The sequence below is a fragment of the Flectobacillus longus genome (assembly GCF_030056705.1).
Taxonomy (GTDB): domain Bacteria; phylum Bacteroidota; class Bacteroidia; order Cytophagales; family Spirosomataceae; genus Flectobacillus; species Flectobacillus longus.
The window spans coordinates 135,889-152,717 of record NZ_JASHIC010000001.1 but is presented as its reverse complement, the minus strand read 5'-3'; the positions used below and the strand labels follow the sequence as shown (position 1 = coordinate 152,717).

The window sequence follows — 16,829 nt, the reverse complement described above, 5'->3', positions numbered from 1 at the left end:
TTATTTCACTCTCTTGTATCTCATGATTCCGCCTTGGCATTGGGCTATTTCCATTATATCACCTTCTAGTTTTTTGACTGTCCAGCCATCACAATGTAAAGCATAGCAACTGACGTTGGGGCAAGGCTTAAATTCAGAAAAAGTGATTTTAGCATTTTTGAATGAATACTTATTGCCAATAAATCCACAACAGTCTTGATCTCCAGCAGGCTTATCATTTTGTAGTACTTTTCCATCTGCGGTAAATTCGTAAGTTGGTAATGCGACCAGCGTTTGAATAGAATTCCATTTTTGGGTAGCCTCGTCAAATAGTTCGTAAGTCGGAGCCCATTTGCCTACTAAATTTTCCTGAACGCCAATTGACTGACTATCTTGTTTGCAACTTACCACTGCTAATGCCATCAAAATGGCTACAAATAATGTTTTCATAGTTTTAGAAGAATTTTTAATTGAATTTTATATTAAAGAGTTACCGTTTGGGAAAAAGGTTGGAATTAGCAAAAAAATAACCCGATAGATTTAGACTATCGGGTTGTTTATGTAGTTCTAAACTTTATTTACTGATAATTTTTAAAGCATGAGCGTTTGTATCATTATCCTGAATCTCTAAAACCTTGGTTCTCCAAACATATAAATGATTTAATGATTTCAATTTTTTTAATTCATTAACCGTCACATTACTTATCTGTGTTTCGTTGAGATTGAGGGCATTCAGATGCTTTAACCCAAGTAAGTTTTGAGCAAAACCATCAGTAATATTATTTTTTTCTAGACGCAATTTTTCAAGATTCAACATTAAAGCGATGCTTGAACCGATTTTGTTCGAAAGATTTAATTGATTGAGATTTAACCAAACAATATTTTTGGCGATAGGAACGAGCAAAGCCAAGTTGGGAGCAGCTTTTTTATTGATAAAACTCACATCCAACATTACGGGGTTATGATTCATGAAACGGATATTAAAACCTCCATCAATGGCGTTTTGAATAGCTTTTTCATTTACCTTCTTAGGAATATCAGGATTGATGGCTTGTATTTGTGTATTTTCTTGTGGTAAAATAGCTCCAGCGATTCCCAATATGCCAGATGCTGTTGAGGTCATTTTCTCATGATTAGGCACCGTTGTAAAACCAATATTTTCGGCTCCTTTTCCCTCATCTAACCACCATTTCAATAAGGCAATTTCTTCTGGTGTTAAGGCTGGTTTTCCGTCGGTGGGCATGAATTCTTTATGCTCAGAAGGTAAAGTTACACGTCGAAATAGTTCACTTTTTGCAGAAGAACCTAGTATCATGGCAGGACCATTTTTACCTCCTTTAAGTAAATCTTGATAGGTTAGTAGTAACAAACCGCCTTTCTTTTTGCCATTTTGGTGACATTGTTGGCATTTATTTTCTAAGACAGGTAAAACCAAATCCTCAAAAACTTTGGCTTCTTTCAAACTGCTTGGTTTTTCTCTTTTGCTAGCCGTCAAGTTGTCCAAACTCAGGTAGTCTTCTCCATGTGTAAGGTTTCCTCCTTGATGCCCTGAATAACTCAATAAGCACATTTGAGCCAATAATAAGCCTGAAAAAACTTTATCAGAAATCTGAAAAATGCGTTGAACAAATAGGCTTTTTAATCCGTAAAAAATAAAAGAAACTACTGCCACACTAATACCTGTATATTTGTGATTTCGTAAGATTAGATAGTCATAATCACCAGTTTGTGATAAGAGCCATCCCATTACGCAGGCGATTGTAGCTGATATGCCTCCCAAAAGCAAAATTAGAGGAACAGCAGGTTTTAGAAAAGCGTATTTGGACTTATACGTTAAAATGTCGAAAATAGCAGCGAGGACTAAAAAACCAATCGGCAAATGCACCACTAAAGGGTGCATTCGTCCGAGGTAAGAAAAAATATCCAATAAAATCATTTGTATTATACTGTTCGAGTTAGTTTGATTGGCGCGGTATGGTTGGCGTTCCATTGACAGACATAAATGCTATCATCTTCATCAACGCAAACATCATGGCCGTGATTAAAAATTGGATTTGATACCGCTAAAGTTGGTTGTAATTTACCATTTTGATAGTTTGGTGTATTTCCTCCAGGATTACTAATGACTTTGTTGTTTTTGTCTAGAATTGTAACAAAACCAGAGTCGCCCCAGTTTATTTTCCCTTCTTTATCATTGCTCCAACATACACCCGCATATAGGTTGTCGTTGTGAATAACGGCACGACAAGGATACATCCCCGGTAATTCTACTTTGTATAAAAACTTGCCATCGAGGGTAAAAAACTTGAAACAGCTTTCATTTCTCGAAGTACAAATAAGTTTAGGGTTTTTAGGGTCACGCAAATCTACAGATACACCATGAGCATTGCTCAAATTATGGTCTGGATTGGCATTGTGTTTTCCGCCAAAATGACGAATGTATTTACCTTTACTATCATATTGAATGATATAGTCACTGCCATAGCCATCTGCAACATATATGTCTCCATTAGGAGCAACGGCGGTTTCAGTAGGCATAAAGGGCTCGTCGTCTTTGTAAATGCCAATAGTTCTGGGGTGCCCAATAGTAAACATCACTCTACCATTGGTGTCGGTTTTGATAACTTGTCCAGCTTGACTTTTCGATTGTCCTGAACGATCTTGATACCATCCGCAGTCAGTGATAATCAAAAAGTCTTCAGAACCTTCTTTGCTCAAACTCAAACCGTGAGCACCTGGGAACGACAAAGTCCAGTTATCTAATAATTTTCCAGATTTATCAAAAATCAAAATGTTATTTGCCACATGGTCGCCCACCATGATGAGTCGCCCTTTTTGGTCTTGTACCATTTCATGACAATTGAATAGTGGCGTGCGGTTGACGGTGAGCTTTGCCCATCCTTTATCAACTTTGTACTTAAAGTCATTGTGACCAATGAGTAATTCTTGTGGGTTGGTATTAGCCATAGTTTCATAGTTTAGTCCGCCCAAAGCACCAACAGCGGTGATAAGGCCAGTGTTCTTTAGAAAATTTCGTCTGTTATTATTCATAGTTATTTGTTTGGGTCTTTAATAGTTGTATTGATGGTAATTTAGGTCAAAATTCCTTGTACTACTTTTCCACTGAGGTCAGTTAGCCGATATCTACGTCCTTGGGTTTTGAAGGTAAATCTTTCGTGGTCTATCCCTAATAGGTGCATCAAAGTAGCCTGAAAATCGTGTACATGCACAGGTTCTTTGATGATGTTATAACTAAAATCGTCAGTTTCGCCATAACTAATGCCTGCTTTTACACCTGCGCCAGCCATCCACATGCTGAAGGCTCTAGGGTGGTGGTCGCGCCCATAATTTTCGGGCGAAAGCTTTCCTTGAGAATACACTGTTCTGCCAAATTCACCACCCCAAATAACCAATGTGTCTTCTAATAAACCTCTGCGTTTGAGGTCAGTAACGAGTGCAGCACAACCTTGATCAACCTTTTGGCATTGGCTTTGGATACCACTAGGCAAACCAGCGTGATGGTCCCAATCTTGGTGATAAAGTTGTACAAATTTGACGTCTTTTTCTAGTAATTTTCTTGCCATCAGGCAATTAGCTGCAAAAGTACCTGCTTCTCGTGAATCTTTCCCATACAATTCAAATACCTCGTCTGGTTCATCGCTCATATCCATTACTTCAGGAATGGACGTTTGCATACGAAACGCCATTTCATATTGAGCCAATTTTGCATCTACTTCGGGGTCTCCATAATAATCAGCTTGGAGGCTATTGAGTTTGTTCAAATAATCGAGCATCTCACGACGGTCGGCACCATCATAGTTTTCAGGATTATTGAGGTATAAAACGGGATCTTTGCCGTTTCTAAATTGTACACCTTGGTGTTTAGTTGGCAAAAAGCCATTGCCCCAAAGACGAGAGTATAGAGGTTGTCCACCGCCATTTTTCGTAACCAATACAATGAATGAAGGTAAATTTTGGTTATCAGAACCTAAACCGTAGCTTACCCAAGAACCAATAGATGGACGACCCGGTAATTGGTGTCCTGTTTGGAAAAAGGTGATAGCTGGGTCATGGTTGATATGCTCGGTGTACATCGACTTGACGATGCACAATTCATCTACGACTTTGGCTGTATGGGGCAACAATTCCGAAATCATAGTTTTGCTTTGTCCATGCGCATTGAATTTGTACAAAGAAGGAGCTATCGGAAAACGACTTTGACTGGCGCTCATGCCTGTCAAACGTTGATTTCCTCTTACCGAATCGGGCAGGTCTTGCCCAAGCATATTATATAATTTGGGTTTATAGTCAAATGTCTCAAATTGCGAAGGTCCGCCACTCATAAACAAATACACCACTCGTTTGGCTTTGGGAGCAATATGTGGCAAAGCGGCTAATATGTCTTCTTCAATATTGCTTGTGCTCACTTTTTTAGTCGAACTAGCAAACATATCAGTTCCTGCCCACAAGCCGCCAAGGGCTAATGCACCTAGCCCTAAAGAAGTTTTAGTTAAAAAACGCCTTCTATCGTACTTCCGATTGAGTTCATCAAACTCGCCTCCATGTAGGCGAAATTCCTCATCATGTTGATGTGCCATCTGTTTAATTGTGAATTGGTGAGTTGTGAATGAGTGATTTTTATATCGGATTTGGGATTTTTGATTTCGGATATATGATTTTATTTCATTGATAAATAAACTTTATTCCGCAATCCGCAATCCCAAATCCGCAATCTAATTACCTTTTAGTAATAGATGCGTCGGAGTTTAGAATGGTATTGGCAACAATGGTATTGGCCGCAATCCAATCTTGGTCTAAGCTACGGTCTATTCGATAAAGTCCTGTATTGAGCCAACTGTCTTTCTTTTTCGGGTTTGCTTTAAACTTTTGATACAAAGCTTTTTGCTGTTGTAAAAGCAAAGTTAATTCTGCTGGAATTGGTTTACGACCCGTAATTTTCCTAAAAACATGCACTAATGCCGCAGGCGTATTGCCTTCTTTTACCATGTTTTGTCCCATCACTTTACACGCTTCAATAAAAGTAGGGTCGTTCATTAAAGTTAATGCCTGCAATGGTGTGCTCGTTTTTTGTCGTCTTACGGTACAAGAAGCCCTCGCTGTAGCATCGAACGTCGCTAAAGTAGGATGTGGTACAGAACGCTTGACAAGCATATACAAGCTTCGTTTATAAATATCGTTTGTCGAGTCGGGCAAATATGTATCTCCATTAATTGCCCAAAGTCCTTCGGGTTGATAAGGTTTGATACTTTTTCCACCTATTTCATTTTTGAATAAACCACTTGCTACCAGTGCGTTATCTCTTATCATTTCTGCTGTAAGGCGATTGGATGGACCTCTTGCCATCAGTCGATTGTCGGGGTCGAGTGCCAGTAATTCTTTACTTGCTTTTGAGCTTTGTCGATACGTTGCCGAAAGAACAATTTTACGTAAAAGGGCTTTTACATTCCATTGATTTTCTCTAAAATCAACCGCCAAATAATCGAGTAAATCTTTATTAGCAGGTAATTCCCCTTGATTACCAAAGTCTTCAGTTGTTTTTACGATACCTATGCCAAAAAGCATTTGCCAATAGCGATTCACCGCTACGCGTGCCGTAAGGGGATGTTCTTCGTCTGCTAACCAATCGGCCAAACCAAGGCGATTTTTAGCGAATTTGTCTTTAAATGGTAAAATGCTTTCAGGGGTATTCGGAAAAACTTTTTCTCCATGACTATCATACAAGCCTCTTTCCAAAATATAGGCTTGTCGAGGTTTGGGCATTTCTTTCATGACCATATACTCCCGAATTTTTTCGGAACTATCGTTTTGAGCCTTGCGATAATTGGTTATTTCTTTTAACCATTGTTTTGCAACTAGTGATTTTGCGGAGATGAAATAGCCTTTTAACGCATTTTTTTCAACCTCGTTGAGTGCTGTATATGGCTTGTTTAGTAGGTTGTTCCAATGGGCTTTTTCGGCTAAAACAGCAATTTCGTAAGGCGATACCAAACGGTTATATACTTTTAGCTCGTCAACTTTTCCATTTTTTAATCCTAAACCTCTTCCCCAAGCACCCACTTGTAAAGTAGGTTGTACTTTGTAGATATGTTCAAAAAAAACAATATCCCTTGTTAGGTTATCATTGATGACATCGAGCGGAGCTGCTTGCCCATTAACATATATTTTTGCTCCTTTTGCCGACGATGACCCATCATAACTAATCGCCAGATGAATCCATTGGTTTTTGGGTATATCGTTTTGAGTATGTACCACAATAGCATTATCAGGAGCTGTACGAGCCAAATTAAATTCGAGTTTGTTGTTTTTTACCTGCAAATGATAGCCTCTAAAACCATACAAAAGCCCCGAAACACCCCGATGTAGGATTACACCTTCTTTGAGTTCCTTCGGAATGTTCACCCAGATAGATACCGTAAAGGGTTCGTAGCGGTGAAAAGCTCCAACGCCTTGGGTATCAAACCAAAGGTCGCCTTCCATCCAAAGCCCTTTACCTTTTTTGCCTGCTATATAGGTCGCTTTGTCTTTATCGGTGCCACCTACATCACGTGCCATTTTGGGTTGATGTTTTTTGTTTCGTAGGTTGACTAATGCGTCATCGAAAGTATAATATCCCTGTAACCCGACGGTATCGGGCTGAGTTGCCAAGTCTTTTTGGTATTGTTGGCTACTAATCCATTGGTTAAATTCCGTATTGATTTTAGCAGGATAAGCTTTATTTTGAGCTGTTGCAGTAAGTTTGGTTTGGATAAAATTGACAATAGCTTGTTGTTTGACCGTGGGTAATTGCAAGGTTGGCACAGGCAAGGCATCGTCCCACGAAATCTGACCAGCTTCGTTTACATTATTAAAAAAACTAAAAAATTGATAGTAGTTTTTCTGTGAAAGAGGGTCATATTTATGGTCGTGGCATTTAGAGCATTCTAAGGTCATGCCCAAAAATGCTGTGCCAAGGGTATTGGTTCTGTCTACGACGTATTCTACCCGAAATTCTTCTTCAACAATACCTCCTTCCATATTTTGTTGGTGATTGCGTAAAAATCCTGTAGCAATTTTTTGGTCTAAAGTAGCATTGGGCAACAAATCTCCTGCCAATTGATATTTGATAAACTGGTCATAAGGTAAGTTTTGATTAAATGCCTTAATCACCCAATCTCGATATGGACTCATATCTCGAACTCGGTCAACAGTATAACCATGTGAGTCGGCAAAGCGAGAAACGTCCATCCAGTCGGTTGCTAATTTTTCACCATAATGCTGAGAACCAAGCAATTTATTAACTACTTTTTCATAGGCATTGGGCGATTTATCCGCTAAAAAGGCATCTATTTCAGCAATACTTGGGGGTAAACCTGTTAGGTCTAAATATACTCTCCGAAGCAAGGTTTCTTTATCGGCTTCGGGTTGTGGTTTGATTTTTTTCGCTTCAAGTTTGGTTAAAACAAAATTGTCAATTTCATTTTTTATCCAATTTTCACCATCCACCGAAGGCACACGAGGTTTTTCGGGTTTTTCAAATGCCCAATGTGCTTTATATTCTGCACCATCTTTTACCCATTTGATAAGAATAGCTTTCTCTTTATTACTCAAAGAAAGGTGAGATTCGGGTGTAGGCATGATTTCTTTGGGGTTTGCAGTCAGGATACGACGCACCAACTCGCTATCGTCGAGGTCACCCGGGTCGATGGCTACTTTACCAGGGTTTTCGGGCAAATCTCCATAAGCAGCCTCTACCAAGTCTAATCGCAAACCAGCCTTTTGTTTCTTTTTATCAGGACCATGACAAGCAAAGCACTTATCCGAAAGGATAGGCTTTACATCCATATTGTAATCCAGTTCTTCGGGCAGTTGAGCAATTTCCTCCTTGAGTTCTTCAGGCACGTTATCACTACAAGAGGAAAGTACAAATAGAGGAAAAAATAAAAGAAGAAGTTTCTTCATCTGTTACTAGGTTTATTCATAAATATAGTACAATTACTTGTACCTTGTCGATAAAAAGTTGGATGAAATCAATTATACTCAATGCCAAGGCATGATAAGATAAAATGCTACAGGCATTGGCTAATTTTCCACAAAAAGATGGGAGAGGAGGAGGTATTTAAAAATGAAATATTTAGGAAGAGAGATTATTTAGTTAAGACTTAGTCTTGGACTTATTTTTTATACAGTTTCTAAACTGAGGCAAAAGCTAGTCCGAGACCAAGTCTCGAACTAGATAATTTCGAGATCATAAACCCCCAATCTGCAATAGGTTGAAATCCTTCGTAAAGTCCTAATTCACCATTATTACCTATTAGGCAAGGACAAAAATATACTCAGAACTCATCACTCACAATTCAGCACTCATACTTACGGTTTCATGACTTTGCCTAAAGCCATAGGAAGACTAATCAAATCATAGTGATTTTCGTAGACCAAATACTTATTGACCCAAGTTGGGTTAAACTTATCTTTGAAATCCCTTAATCCATGATAATGACGAAACTGCTGAAGTTTTTCGTAGGCAAATTTTACCGTCCATTCTGGAAAATCCTTAGGCTGGTCAATACCAGACATAGGAGCTACGCCCATGTTTAGAGCGCTCAACCCTTGTTCCTTTAACTGGGAGATAAGAGCGATAATCAGGGCATCCATCGAGCCAGAAGGCGCATCTTCGGTTTTTCTAACCAAGTCATACGTTCCTTCATTGGGAGTGTAATCGGGAATGATATTCAAGAAAGATACGATTTTTTCATCACTATTTTCGATAGTAATGATTGTTTGATTTTTCAATTCATTCCAATTAAACATGCCTTGTGAAAATACCATTTCTTTTCGGTCTAAAGAACGTAGCCAGTCATCTGAAACATGTTTTAGTTTTTGTAAAAGCCCGTCTTTGATAGGTGCTTGATGAATCACAGTTTTGAAGCCCTTTTTTTCCAAAGCATTCAAGGCATTTCTTAAGGACTTTTTGTCTTTTCCTTCCAACGTGAAAGTCTGTAAACTCACAATTGCTTCTTGACCGATTGGTAATGATTTTTTACCAAAAGATTCAAAAATAGGTAGTTTGCTCACATCTATTTTGTAGTAAGCAGTTTTTAGACTATTTCTTTTACAAAAAACTTCAAATTCATGAATCAATTTTCGAATAATTTCTGTAGAATTTTCACATACAGGCTCGCCCAAAGCAATGGCAAAACCAGAGGCAATTTTGTAGGCGATAAATCCTTCGGTTTTAGTGCCAAAAAAGAACGTTTTATCGGCATCTACTTTGAAATGGTCGTCGGCTGTGTGTCCATATTTAGCTAATAACTCAAGCGCTTTCGTCTGTTCTTCTTCATCTGAAGAATAGTGAAAAATATAAGGTTTGACAAAAGCATAAATAAGCAAACCCAATGATAGACTTCCTAATAAATTGATAGAATGAATAAAACCTTTAGCAAAACGAGTTAGAGGAGCAACCGTAGTTTCGAGTAGAAAAAAGCTTCTTACACTATTTTCAATAGAATTACTCAGAGAAAAGTCGATACCAAATTCTTTTTTGTCCAAAAAATAAAAGCCAATTACCCCATAAACCAATACCATGGCTAAAACCGAGCTTGCCAATAAGATACCAAAGTTTTGAAGTTTTCGGTCACTTTTAACATAGTATTGTTTTCGAGTAATCACTAAAACACTTATCGTAAATAGCGCTAAGGTAGCTTCTTCGTAATCAATGGCTTTGGTCAAATGTCCGACAAAAGAAATAAGGCTTAATACTAGTGCTATGAACCACGCATTTCGCAATCCTCTTATCAAAAATGCTGCACATACCAATAGCGATATACCTGACATGAGTACTGCCAAATTGGATAAATGCACGGTTGTGATTGGGATAAAATCTTCCAATAATTTGAGGCGCTCGGCTAGAGGAGGTGTCAAAACTGATACGATATTGACCAAGCCTAACAGTGCCAAAAGTATGGCTGGAAGTAACCGAAGTAGTATGTTGCCTCGATTGCATAAAAAACTACCAATCCCTGCTATAAGAGGTGTCCAAAACTCAAATACACGATAAAGTATGGTGATAGAAATAGCTTGGGTTTCACTGAATCCGTAAGATGTTATCAATAAAATCATAGAAACCTCTACAGCTCCCAAACCTCTCAAAAATGGAGAAATAACATAAAAAAGAGTAGCTATCACATATCCAGCAATGCAACTTTCGACGCTTGCAGACAAGCCAAGGGCTTTCATGGCGATACCAAGGTGGAGCATACCTGTGATTTCTATGCCTATCGAAAATACTAATACCAAGAGTATTTCTTTTACCGAAAAATTCCCCACGTTGATTTCCTCCGCCAACATTTCAAACTGGGGATTGACCTTGGTTAATTGTTTGTATATCCATCCTTTTTCCAGAAAAGACCATGTAGCCCACACCAATAATGCCACTAATAAAACAATTCCTGCAAAGGCTATCCATGAACTAGCCGAGGAGCTACGGGCTATTGCTAGATATACCAAAACAGGAAAGGCCACAAGCGCAAGAGAGGCTATACCTACTACAGCATAGATATATGAAGCAAAATTAATTCGAGTTTTGTTAATGCCTTTTCGTTCGATTTCTTGGTTAAAAAAAGCCAATGAAGTAACGCCTCCACCAGGCAAAAATACACTGATAAGGTTGCGTTTAAGAAATAGTTTTATACCATCTTTTACAGAGATGTTACTATCGACTGCTCGGAAGGCATATACATACATTAAACCATTGAGAAGAATATAGAAACCAGTTACCAATAGACCTATGAGGAAGTAATTTGGGGCAGCATTTTTTAATACAGTGATGGACTGCACAATGTCAGATTGTTGTTGTCTGAAGAAATAGATTGCCAGTAATAAAAATAAGAAAGCAATAATTTCTTTTAAATAGTAGTTTCGAGATTTAAGGAGGTTTTTCATATAAGTATTAGATTTTTTGACGGACTAAGAAATATATTATTAGCATAATGCCCTTAATTTCAACTATGTTATGCCTTTGTTACTTTATGTCTTTGCACCTAATTTTCCAGAACTTTATTCACAATACTTGTATAAGCATTGTCAAAATGATGTCCGCCTGGAAGAATTTCTACTTTGGCTCCTGTTTTTCTAAATGAGTTAGTAATGTCGCTGTCCTCATCGCTTCCAAATAGGCAAAGTCGTTTTACTGAGTGAGATAATTCTATTTCTTTTAGTACATCATAAGGGTCGTTATTACCCCCCAAACTGAGCATATCGGCTACATGGATTTCAAAATCCCCTTTAGTATCTGGCGAAAGAAGAGTGATGCCAGATAGTTTTTCTCGGAGAGGTTCGGGAAGTTTGTTGGCAATAAAAGGCGCTACACAAGCTCCGAAAGAATACCCCATAATATGAAATGATTTGACTTCTTTATATTGCAAATAATATTGCGCTATCTCTGCAATTTTTGTCGCTGTTTCTTCTGGAGTTCGAGCATTCCAGAAATATTTCTGTGAGTCTAATCCTACGACAACAACGCCTTTATCTGCAAACGCATTGGCAATACCTTGGTCAAAGCTGGTCCAGCCGCCATCGCCCGAAATAAAGAAAAGTAGTTCTTTATTAGCTACAATTTTGGGTTCGATAACATCAATAGGAAGGTCTGTTTTAAGACTTGCAGGAAGTACTTTGGCAGGATTGACGGATAACTTGCCATAAGCTTGTTTGAACTGAGGCAACCAGTTGCCAGTGTACGAAAAACCATGTCCAACTTTGGGCAAAGTAATAAGTTCCACATTTTTGATACCTTTCAAAAACGAAGCTGTAGCATCGTAAGGGCAGGTTTGGTCTTTTACGCCGTTTAAAACAATAAAGGGAGCAGGAAGTTTTTCGACGCGGTCAAAGTAATATGATTTACCTTCTTTTAGTACATGATACAAAAGCCCATTGCCTTTACAAAAAGGTTTTTTGAGGTCTATATCTGGACAAAACCCAAGCGAAATACCTCCTTTGAAAGTACCAGCAGGTGCCTGAGCGATAAGTCCATAAATAAAAACTGCGCCATAAGAGTATCCTACAAGAATAGGTTTTTGATAAGAGGCAAAATGATATTTGCGTTGAAGCATCATACTTAATTGCTCAAAGTCGGCAGCAGGATACGAACATGCACCTTTGTCTTTTGCCATTGAAGCGGCAAAATATTTTGCATCAATTCCCGCTACCAAGGCTCCTTGATAGGCCAAATAGCGAGCCATACTTAGTACCCCTGACTGCCAGCCGCCATCGCCCGAAACGAAAAGCACTAAGGAATTGGGGGTGCCATTGGGATGGTACATGGTCAGTTTTCCGAATTTTCCATAGCGTAAACTGTCAACGCTAATGGGTTTTGGATCTGAGAATGAATAAGTTTTTACTTGAATGAAAAGAGAACAAGCAGTGAAGAATAACACTTTTTTCAAAAGCGGAATTCTCTTGAGAGTTGAAGCAACCATAGTCATAACTAAATTTAATTTTAGTAAATGTTGACCTAATTTAAAGAAATATAGATGCTCGATTTGGAGCTTAAATATTCAGTAAAATTATTGCTTCATAAGGCGATTGTTGGAGTGGGAATATATAATGCTTGGATAGATTAAGAGTAGAAATGTTTAATGGAGTTGGAACTTTTTTATGAATAATTTATTTGAATTTTGTTATTTTGATGAAAAAGCTGTGCTTAATAATACAAACATGAGTCATTCCTAATTTTAAGATTGGGGTTATTCTCAAAGTTTTCATCCCAAAAGCGGTCGGAAAATATTTTCCGACCGCTTTTGGGATGCTACTATGCTAGATATAACTTGGCTTAAGACGCAATCATTGTGTCTCTACTGCCAGAATACAAATTTTAAATTAATCACTCATTCATTCAATCGCTAAATCACTCAATTAGGGATGAATCATAATAATGCAATTTTATTCTGAATTAATACCTATCGTGTCAGTTCTGAAACAAAACTAATGGCGTCGTCGGGAGTGAGGACGATTTTTTTATTTCCTTCTAGATGAATCATAACAAACTTTTCGCGCTGTGTTGCATACCACAACATTGAACCTTGATTTTTACTGGCATAATAACCAAAATAGCCAAATAAGCCTCCTACACCGAATGTACGAATGGCAAATCCCATTTGTTCTTTGTTCAAAACCTCAACTTTCTCAATTTTTCTTCTTTCATATTTAGCATCATAAAAAAGTCGATTGATGGTCAAATAGTCGCCTGAAATTTGATATGAGCGAGGACTATATCCCAAGCTGAGCGCATAAGTCAATACCAACAAACCACTGATAAAGACGGTTAACCAATAACTTTCATGTTGAAGAATGGGATATTGAAAATATAAAATAAATACAAATAGCAGGGTAATACTGATAGAAGCTATTTTGGCGAGATTATCTAAGGAGGCTTTATATGTCATGACTGTAGGAGTTTAAAAAGCCAAAAATTAGGTATTCAATAAACGTACTTTTAAAGTACTAAAAAAAGCCATCATTTCAAAAAGTGATGTTAAGTGTATTTGTTTTATTCGAATTCTTAGAACGGATACCCAATACCAAAATTGAGTGTCAAAGGGTTTGAATAGGGTTGTTCGGGATAGAGCGGACTTTTGAGGTTATCTCTCAAAAATACCCAATTGTCGCCTTTGAAAGCAGGGTCGAGGACGCGTACAGCCCAATCGAATCGAATCACAAAAAATGACAAGTCATAACGTAGCCCAAAACCAATATCCATAGCTATTTCTTTGTAGAAACGATTCAATTGAAAGTCTGAGCCTGACAAACCCGCCGTGTTTTGATTAGGAAATCTCCAAACGTTACCTGCATCGGCAAAAAGTGCTCCATTCAAATCTCCATAAAAGCGAATAATCTTGAAACGTAATTCGGCGCTAGTTTCCAAAATAATACTCCCAGGATTATCAAACGAACCTGTAAAAGAACCTGGTCCTAAGCCTCTAGGTCGCCATGCTCGTAAGCTGTTGGGTCCACCGATAAAGAAGTTTTTTTCATAAGGTAAATCCTTGTCTGCACCATAGGCAAAGGCAACTCCTGTGTTGATTCGGTATGCCAAAAGCGTTTTATCACTACGCCCAACAGGGATATATTTTCGGTAGTCGGCACTGGCTTTGATAAAGCGATAGAATTGCAAAGAGTCTTGTAAAAGATTGGTCAAGAAACCAAACTTGTTCCCTTTGATGAGGTTCAATGTAGTACCGCCAGACTCGAAAAATAGCTTTAAATATTTCCCCTGTTTGAGTTGCCCATAAGGATTATCTGTATAGGTATAAGTGGCGCTCATACTAGAAATAAACGATTGCTGAAAGCTTCGTTTGAGGTTATTCCCCAAACGTAATAAACTATCCAAAAAGTTACGAAAAGCAGGCGCTTGATTGCTGGTATTGACAAGGTTGACATCAAAAAGGGATACTTGCCAATATTTGTTTGGCGAAGGACGCCAGTTGAACGTACTAGCTACTTTAAAGCCAAAACGGTTATACTCTTGACGACCGATAAACTCCCCCCCAACACTAATACGAGTTTGTGGAGAATAATTTTCGAAACGTTGTGCCAATCCTTCAGGTAAGAGAATTTTAGGAATAATAAATGAGGTATTCAGTCCTAATTCTAAGTTTCTATTTACCGAATCTGGACGCAAAAAGCCTGCTTGAGCTTCAAATCCGAATCGGAAAGTAGTTTCGAAAGAGTTGACGCTGTTATTAATATTTCGAGCTTTGAAGGAGGTATTCAAAAACGGTCCAGGGACCAAATTATTAAGACTTCCACCTGCAAATACACTTCCGCCTGTTTCGACCGAAAATTCGTATTTATCTAAAGGTTTGGCATAAATTGAAGCGTTTATAACGCCTTTGGTAGTATCTAGATTGATACGAGTAAATTGAAATTGCTCCAAACCATACAGTTTCTTTTGGGTCTGGTTGATTTTTTCCTGACTAAAAACCTGATGCTTTCTTAAATCAATTTTGGTATCTAATACACTTGGTGAAAACTTTTTATTTACGAAAATGTATTGAATATTTGGGCTATACACCGTGTCGACTGTAGTGCGATAGGCATTGGCATAAGTACCATCGGCAATAAATTGAATATTCCCGATATTGTATGCAGTTGAATAATTATTGCTACGAGGAGTACGGTCAGGACTTGGGATATACGTAATTACTTGTAATTTGCCAGTTTGGGCAGTATCCAAAGCATTGATTTTTAGACTCAAGAAGTCTTTTGAAAAGGCATAGTAACCATTGTTTTTCAATAGGCTCTCAATTCGTTCTTTTTCGGCATTGTAATTCTCTACAGTGAGTCTTTCGCCTGTTTTAAGAAAACTTTGCTTTTTGTGTTTTTCTAATAATTGTAAAATTTTAAAGTCCTTTACTACTAACGAGTCATTACTGCCAATAGGGTAGCTTACACCCTCATTGATTATATAGGTCACAGCCACACTTCTTTTTTTTATAAACAAAGAATCCACTTTATAGGAAACTTGTGTTAAAAAAAAGCCATGATTTTTGTAGTAAGTCCTAATTTTTTCTACATTTTTCTCTGACTCATCTTTATAGTAATAGGATGGAGGCTCACCAAATGTACGCATGGCCCAGTTGCCCTCGGCAATAGCTCTGGTAAGCTTTTGAGCCTTTTTCTCTTTCTTCTGTAAAAGTTTGTTGTATTCGTTTGAATTAATATCAAGTCCTTTTATTTGTTCCTCAAAATCCTCATTTAACTTTGTGAGTTCATATTCCCACTGAAGTTTCTTTTTAGGAAAATCTTTAGAAAAAAGCTGATAAAAATACAAACCAGGGGTAATTGGAGTACGCAGAATTTTCTTGTTGGGTTTTTGGGGCAATAGGGGCTCTAAATTCTCAGTAGTGATTTTTCGGTTGCCACGAAAGTTTTGAGAATACAATAAAGGATCCGAAAATATGTGAGAAGTAGTACAGCCCGAAAGCCAACTACCAATACTAATCAATGTGAGATATATGCAAAAATGTCTCAAAGTCATACTATATATATGTAACAAGGGTGCTGATATACAGCGACTAACCTTTTAAAATATTGCTTTATGTTGTCAAAAAACCAGATTAAATACATTAATGCTCTTCAGCAAAAAAAGTTTCGTCAAGAATACCAATCTTTTGTAGTAGAAGGCGCCAAAAGTGTTGTCGAATTACTTTCTTCAGATTTTGAGCTTGAGTCGTTGTATGTAACTGAGGATTTTTACAAAGAAACTAAACCTCTATTAGACAAACAACCTTTGAGAGCCGAAATTGTAGGACAGGCAGAATTAGAAAAGGCTGGTACATTTAGTTCGAACAATGCAGCACTTGCAGTTGCCAAGATGAAAGCTAATCAAGAGCTGCTGTTAAATGACACTGAATATGCTTTAGTGTTGGATGAAATACGTGACCCAGGCAACTTGGGGACTATTATTCGTATTGCTGACTGGTATGGTATCCAAAAAATTATTTGTTCAGAAGGAACGGTAGATTTGTATAATCCCAAGGTTATATCTTCAACAATGGGTTCTTTTACTAGAGTGTCCTTGTTTTATACCGACTTGGTCAAATATCTGGAAGGACAACAAAAACCAATTTATGGGGCATTTTTGAACTCAGAAAACGTACATACGCACAATTTTGCACCAAGTGGATATATCATCATAGGCAATGAAGCCAATGGGATTTCTGAGGCAGTTGAGAAGGTCGTAACGCATAAAATTACAATTCCAAGGTTTGGTGGTGCAGAGTCACTAAACGCTGGTATTGCGACTGCTGTAATATGCGATAATTTAAGAAGATAGTTCTTTAGAATTTCTGCTGTTG

General features: G+C 37.9%; 10 protein-coding genes. 1 reads left to right on the top strand and 9 read right to left on the bottom strand.

What is annotated here, in order from left to right:
- The 9 genes from QM491_RS00635 to tamL all read right to left on the bottom strand — a co-directional run bounded on the left by QM491_RS00635 (position 1) and on the right by tamL (position 16,009).
- Complete coding sequence (locus QM491_RS00635) at positions 1 to 429, bottom strand: hypothetical protein (RefSeq protein ID WP_283325327.1); 429 nt, start codon at positions 427 to 429, stop codon at positions 1 to 3.
- 124 nt (positions 430 to 553) lie between these two features.
- A complete protein-coding gene (locus tag QM491_RS00630) occupies positions 554 to 1,915 on the bottom strand; it encodes a DUF2231 domain-containing protein (RefSeq protein ID WP_283325326.1) in 1,362 nt (453 codons plus the stop codon).
- A gap of 5 nt (positions 1,916 to 1,920) precedes the next feature.
- Entirely contained in the window at positions 1,921 to 3,030 is a 1,110-nt protein-coding gene (locus QM491_RS00625; protein WP_283325325.1) for a twin-arginine translocation signal domain-containing protein, read from the bottom strand.
- A gap of 41 nt (positions 3,031 to 3,071) precedes the next feature.
- Positions 3,072 to 4,577, bottom strand: coding sequence for a DUF1501 domain-containing protein (locus QM491_RS00620; RefSeq protein WP_283325324.1), 1,506 nt, complete (start codon positions 4,575 to 4,577; stop codon positions 3,072 to 3,074).
- A gap of 139 nt (positions 4,578 to 4,716) precedes the next feature.
- On the bottom strand, positions 4,717 to 7,938 hold the full coding sequence (locus QM491_RS00615) for a DUF1553 domain-containing protein (protein WP_283325323.1): 3,222 nt from the start codon (positions 7,936 to 7,938) through the stop codon (positions 4,717 to 4,719).
- A 408-nt stretch (positions 7,939 to 8,346) separates the two neighbouring features.
- The gene (locus tag QM491_RS00610; protein WP_283325322.1) at positions 8,347 to 10,917 is read right to left on the bottom strand and encodes a phosphatidylglycerol lysyltransferase domain-containing protein; all 2,571 of its coding nucleotides are present in this window, start codon (positions 10,915 to 10,917) and stop codon (positions 8,347 to 8,349) included.
- A 98-nt stretch (positions 10,918 to 11,015) separates the two neighbouring features.
- Positions 11,016 to 12,455, bottom strand: coding sequence for an AcvB/VirJ family lysyl-phosphatidylglycerol hydrolase (locus QM491_RS00605; RefSeq protein WP_283325321.1), 1,440 nt, complete (start codon positions 12,453 to 12,455; stop codon positions 11,016 to 11,018).
- 474 nt (positions 12,456 to 12,929) lie between these two features.
- Entirely contained in the window at positions 12,930 to 13,415 is a 486-nt protein-coding gene (locus tag QM491_RS00600; RefSeq protein WP_283325320.1) for a PH domain-containing protein, read from the bottom strand.
- 116 nt (positions 13,416 to 13,531) lie between these two features.
- Positions 13,532 to 16,009, bottom strand: coding sequence for a translocation and assembly module lipoprotein TamL (gene tamL, locus QM491_RS00595; RefSeq protein WP_283325319.1), 2,478 nt, complete (start codon positions 16,007 to 16,009; stop codon positions 13,532 to 13,534).
- A gap of 60 nt (positions 16,010 to 16,069) precedes the next feature.
- On the opposite strand from tamL, the gene QM491_RS00590 reads away from it, so the two are divergent.
- Positions 16,070 to 16,807, top strand: coding sequence for a TrmH family RNA methyltransferase (locus QM491_RS00590; RefSeq protein ID WP_283325318.1), 738 nt, complete (start codon positions 16,070 to 16,072; stop codon positions 16,805 to 16,807).
- Positions 16,808 to 16,829 lie beyond the last annotated feature (22 nt).